Source organism: Streptomyces sp. NPDC014995, from assembly GCF_043080745.1.
Taxonomy (GTDB): Bacteria; Actinomycetota; Actinomycetes; order Streptomycetales; family Streptomycetaceae; genus Streptomyces.
In genome coordinates, this window is sequence record NZ_JBIBVX010000045.1 from 1 (window position 1) to 4935 (window position 4935).

1 protein-coding gene and 1 pseudogene are annotated in these 4935 nt (G+C 73.9%); both read left to right on the forward strand.

Annotated elements, in window-relative coordinates; translation table 11 throughout:
• Nucleotides 1-2925, forward strand: a 2925-nt coding sequence (locus ACF1A1_RS39235) for an SDR family NAD(P)-dependent oxidoreductase (protein WP_392006971.1), incomplete at its 5' end; no start/stop codon positions are given.
• A gap of 43 nt (nucleotides 2926-2968) precedes the next feature.
• Nucleotides 2969-4935, forward strand: a pseudogene (locus ACF1A1_RS39240) (type I polyketide synthase); the annotation flags it as partial.

The following is a 4935-nucleotide window of genomic DNA, read 5'->3' on the forward strand; positions in this document are numbered from 1 at the left end:
GCCGTCCGCTTCGCCGACGGCATCCACACCCTCACCACCCACGGCACCACCACCTACCTCGAACTCGGCCCCGACGCCGCCCTCACCCCCATGGCCACCCAGACCCTCGACGACGACACCACCCTCGCCGTCCCGGCCCTGCGCCGCGGGCAGAGCGAGGTACGGGTCGCCGCGCTGGCCCTGGCGACCCTGCACACCCGGGGCGTCCCGGTGGACCGCTCGGCGCTGCTGGGCACCGAACCGCCCTCGGCGGTGGTGCAGTTGCCGACGTACGCCTTCCAGCGTGAGCGCTACTGGCTGGAGCCGGCCGCGCCCTCCGGGGACGCCGGTTCGGTGGGTCTGGTGGCCGCGGGTCATCCGCTGCTGGGCGCGGTGTCGGTGCTGCCCGACTCGGGCGGGGTGCTGGCCACCGGCCGGCTGTCGCTGGCCACGCACCCGTGGCTCGCCGACCACACCATCGCGGACACCGTGCTGCTGCCCGGCACCGCGCTGGTGGAGATGGCGGTGCGCGCGGGTGACGAGGTGGGCAGCCCGCACGTGGAGGAGCTGATCGTCGAGGCGCCGCTGGTGGTGCCCGCCCGGGGCGGGGTCCATGTGCAGGTGATGGCGTCCGGCGAGGACGCCGCGGGCCGCCGTACCCTCGGCGTCTACTCGCGGCCGGACGACGCGGCCGCCGACGCGCCGTGGACCCGGCATGCCACCGGCTCGCTGACCGCGGTGCCGGCGGGCACGGCCGGGGGCCTGGCCGCCTGGCCGCCCGCCGGTGCCGAACCGGCCGGCCTGGACGGTTTCTACGAGCGGCTCGCCGCGGGCGGGTTCGCGTTCGGCCCGCTGTTCCAGGGGCTGCGGAAGGTGTGGACGCGGGGCGAGGAGGTGTTCGCCGAGGTCGCCCTGGACGAGCGGGGCCGCGCCGAGGCGGCCGGTTTCGCACTGCACCCCGGGCTCCTGGACTCGGCTCTGCACGCGGCCTCGTTCGCGCCGTCGCGCGTCGACGAAGACCGGACCCGGCTGCCGTTCGCCTGGAACGGGGTGACCCTGCACGCGCAGGGCGCCGGCGCCCTGCGGGTACGGATCGCACCGGCCGGCGCGGACGGGTTCTCGGTGACCGTGGCGGACCCGACGGGCGGTCCGGTCGCGAGCGTCGACCGGCTGGTGTACCGGGAGGTCGCCGCCGAGCGGCTCGGCGGGAACGCCGGCCGGGACGCGCTGTTCCGGGTGGAGTGGATGCCGGTGTCACTCGACTGGGGCGGCTCGTCCGCCGGTTGGAGTTCGCTCGACGTCACGGACGAGGGCGGGGGGACCGTTCCCGAGCGGGTGCGGGAGGTGACCGGGCGGGTGCTCGGTGCCGTGCAGGCGTTCGTGGAGGACGCCGATCCGGCGGCGGGCCCGCTGGTCGTCACCGTCCGCTCCGACAGCCCGGCCTCGGCGGCGGTACGCGGTCTGCTGCGCACCGCCCAGCTGGAACACCCCGGCCGGATCGTGCTCGCCGAGATCGACGACACGGAGGCCTCCCGGAAGGCACTCGCGGCCGCGGTCGCCACCGGTGAGACAGAACTCCGTCTCATCGAGGGGGACTTGACGGCGCCCCGGCTGGTCCGGCACACCCCGCCGGCGACCGGTGAGCCGCCGGTCCTGCGGGGCACCGTGCTGATCACCGGCGGCACCGGGTCCCTGGGCGCCCTCCTCGCCCGCCACCTGGTCACCACCCACGGCGTCACCTCCCTGCTGCTGACCAGCCGACGCGGCCCCGCCGCCGAGGGCGCCGGGGAACTCGCCGCCCAGCTGAAGGAACTGGGCGCCGACGAGGTCACCATCGCCGCCTGCGACATGGCCGACCGCGACGCCGTACGACGGCTCCTCGACCAGCACCCCGTCCGCGCCGTCTTCCACACCGCCGGCGTCCTCGACGACGGCATCTTCACCGCGCAGAGTCCGGACCGGCTGGACAGCGTCCTGGCACCCAAGGCCGACGGTGCCTGGCACCTGCACGAACTCACCACCGACCTCGACGCGTTCGTGCTGTTCTCCTCCGTCTCCGGCACCCTCGGCAACCCCGGCCAGGCCAACTACGCCGCCGCCAACGCCTTCCTCGACCACCTCGCCCACCTCCGCCACCAGCAGGGCCTGCCCGCCACCTCCCTCGCCTGGGGACTGTGGGACCAGACCGCCGACGGCATGGGCGCCACCATCACCACCACCCGCCGCACCGGCATGCGCGCCCTCACCCCCGAAGAAGGCCTCGCCCTCCTCGACACCACCCTCACCGACCCCACCCCCACCCTCGTCCCCGCCAAACTCGACCTCGCCGCCTACGCCCACCACACCCCCGTCCCCACCCTCCTGCACCACCTCGTCAAACCCACCCGCAAGCAGGCCGGCACCACCACGGCGGGCACGGAGTCCTTCGTGGACCGGCTGGCCGGGCTCGGGTCGCAGGAGCGGGCGGCCGCGCTGCTCGATCTGGTGCGGGGCGAGGCGGCCGTCGCGCTGGGCCATGCCAGTGCGGACGCGGTCCAGCCGGACCAGGCGTTCAAGAACCTGGGCTTCGACTCGCTGGCCGCCGTGGAGCTGCGCAACCGGCTCACCGCGGCGACCGGCGTCAAGCTCCCGGCCACCCTCGTCTTCGACCACCCCACCCCGCAGGCCCTGGCCCGGCAGTTGCTGGAGCAGTTGGTCACCGAGTCGGAGCCGTCGGCGTCGGCGTCGGAGGTGCTGGCGGAGTTCGACCGGCTGGAGCGGGCACTGGCCGCGGCCGTCCTGGACGCGGGACAGCGCGGTGAGCTGAGCCGGCGGCTCCAGTCGCTCACGGCTCGCTGGGGTCAGGTCCCGGCGGACGGCGGCGACGGCGGTGAGCTCGGCATCGATCTCGACTCGGCCAGCGACGACGAGCTCTTCGACCTCATCGACAGCGAACTCGGCCTCTAGGCAGCAGCCCGGTGCCCCATCGATACGAAGGATCAGATCTTTCATGAGCAATGACGAGAAGCTCCGCGACTATCTCAAGCGCGTGGTCGCCGAGTTGAAGCAGACGCAGGGCAGGCTGCGCGAGGTCGAGGCCGTCAAGTCGGAGCCGATCGCGATCGTCGGGATGGCCTGCCGGCTGCCCGGCGGGGTGAGCACGCCGGAGGAGCTGTGGCGGCTGGTCGCCGACGGCACCGACGCCATCACGGAGTTCCCGACGAACCGGGGCTGGAACACCGACGAGCTGTACGACGCCGACCCCGAGCAGTCCGGGAAGTCGTACGTCCGCGAAGGCGGGTTCCTGCACGACGCCGGCGAGTTCGACGCCGGGTTCTTCGGGATCTCGCCGCGCGAGGCGCTGTCGATGAACCCGCAGCAGCGGATCCTGCTGGAGACCGCCTGGGAGACCTTCGAGCGGGCCGGGATCGCGCCGAGCACGCTGAGCGGCAGCAGCGTCGGCGTGTACGCCGGGGTGATGTACCACGACTACGCGGTCGGGCTGACCGAGGTGCCGCGTGAGGTCGAGGGCATGCTCAGCATCGGCAACTCGGGCAGCGCCACGTCGGGGCGTGTCTCCTACACCCTGGGTCTGGAGGGTCCGGCGGTCACGGTGGAGACGGCGTGCTCGTCGTCGCTGGTGGCGATCCACCTGGCGGCGCAGGCGCTGCGCGGCGGCGAGTGCTCGATGGCGCTCGCGGGCGGTGTCGCGGTCATGGCGACGCCGGACACCTTCGTCGAGTTCTCCCGGCAGCAGGGTCTGTCCCCGGACGGGCGGTGCAAGGCGTTCGCCGCGGCGGCCGACGGCACGGGCTGGTCCGAGGGCGCCGGGCTCCTTCTCCTGGAGCGGCTGTCGGACGCGCGGCGCAACGGACACCCCGTCCTCGCCGTCGTCCGCGGCACCGCCGTCAACCAGGACGGCGCCTCCAACGGCCTCACCGCCCCCAACGGCCCCTCCCAGCAACGCGTCATCCGCCAGGCCCTCGCCAACGCCGGCCTCACCCCCACCGACATCGACGCCGTCGAAGCCCACGGCACCGGCACCCGGCTCGGCGACCCCATCGAAGCCCAAGCCCTCCTCGCCACCTACGGACAACACCGACCCGACAACCAACCCCTCTGGCTCGGCTCCCTCAAATCCAACATCGGCCACGCCCAGTCCGCCGCCGGAGTCGCCGGCGTCATCAAAATGGTCGAAGCGATACGCCACGGCGTGCTGCCCAAGACCCTCCACGTCGACGAGCCCACCCCGCACGTCGACTGGTCGGCGGGCGCCGTGGAACTGCTCACCGAGGCCCGGCCCTGGCCGGAGACCGACCATCCGCGCCGTGCCGGTGTCTCCTCCTTCGGCGTCAGCGGCACCAACAGCCACGTCATCATCGAACAGGCCCCCGACGACGAGACCCCCGAACCGGCCACCGAGCGCACCCCGCCCGCCGCGGTCCCCTGGGTGCTGTCCGCGCGCACCCCGCAGGCCCTGTCCGCTCAGGCGGCCCGGCTGCGGGACCTGGTGGCCGCCCGTCCGGAGCTCGATCCCGTCGACGTCGGCCACTCGCTGACCGCGACCCGTACGGCCTTCGAGCACCGCGCGGTCGTCGTGGGGTCGGAGCGGGAGGAACTGCTCGGCGGACTGGCCGCGCTCGCGGAGGGGCGGCGGGCGCCGGGCGTCCTGGAAGGGGAGCGGGCCGCCGGGAAGCTGGCGGTGCTGTTCACGGGGCAGGGCGCGCAGCGTGCCGGGATGGGGCGTGAACTGTACGACGCGTTCCCGGTGTTCGCCGAGGCCTACGACACCGTGTGCGCCGCACTCGACCGGCATCTGGACCGGCCGCTGGCCGAGGTGGTCGCGTTCGGCGACGGGCTGGACCGGACGGCGTGGACGCAGCCCGCCCTCTTCGCCGTCGAAGTCGCCCTCTACCACCTGTTCCACTCCTGGGGCATCACCCCCGACTACGTCGCCGGACACTCCGTCGGCGAGAT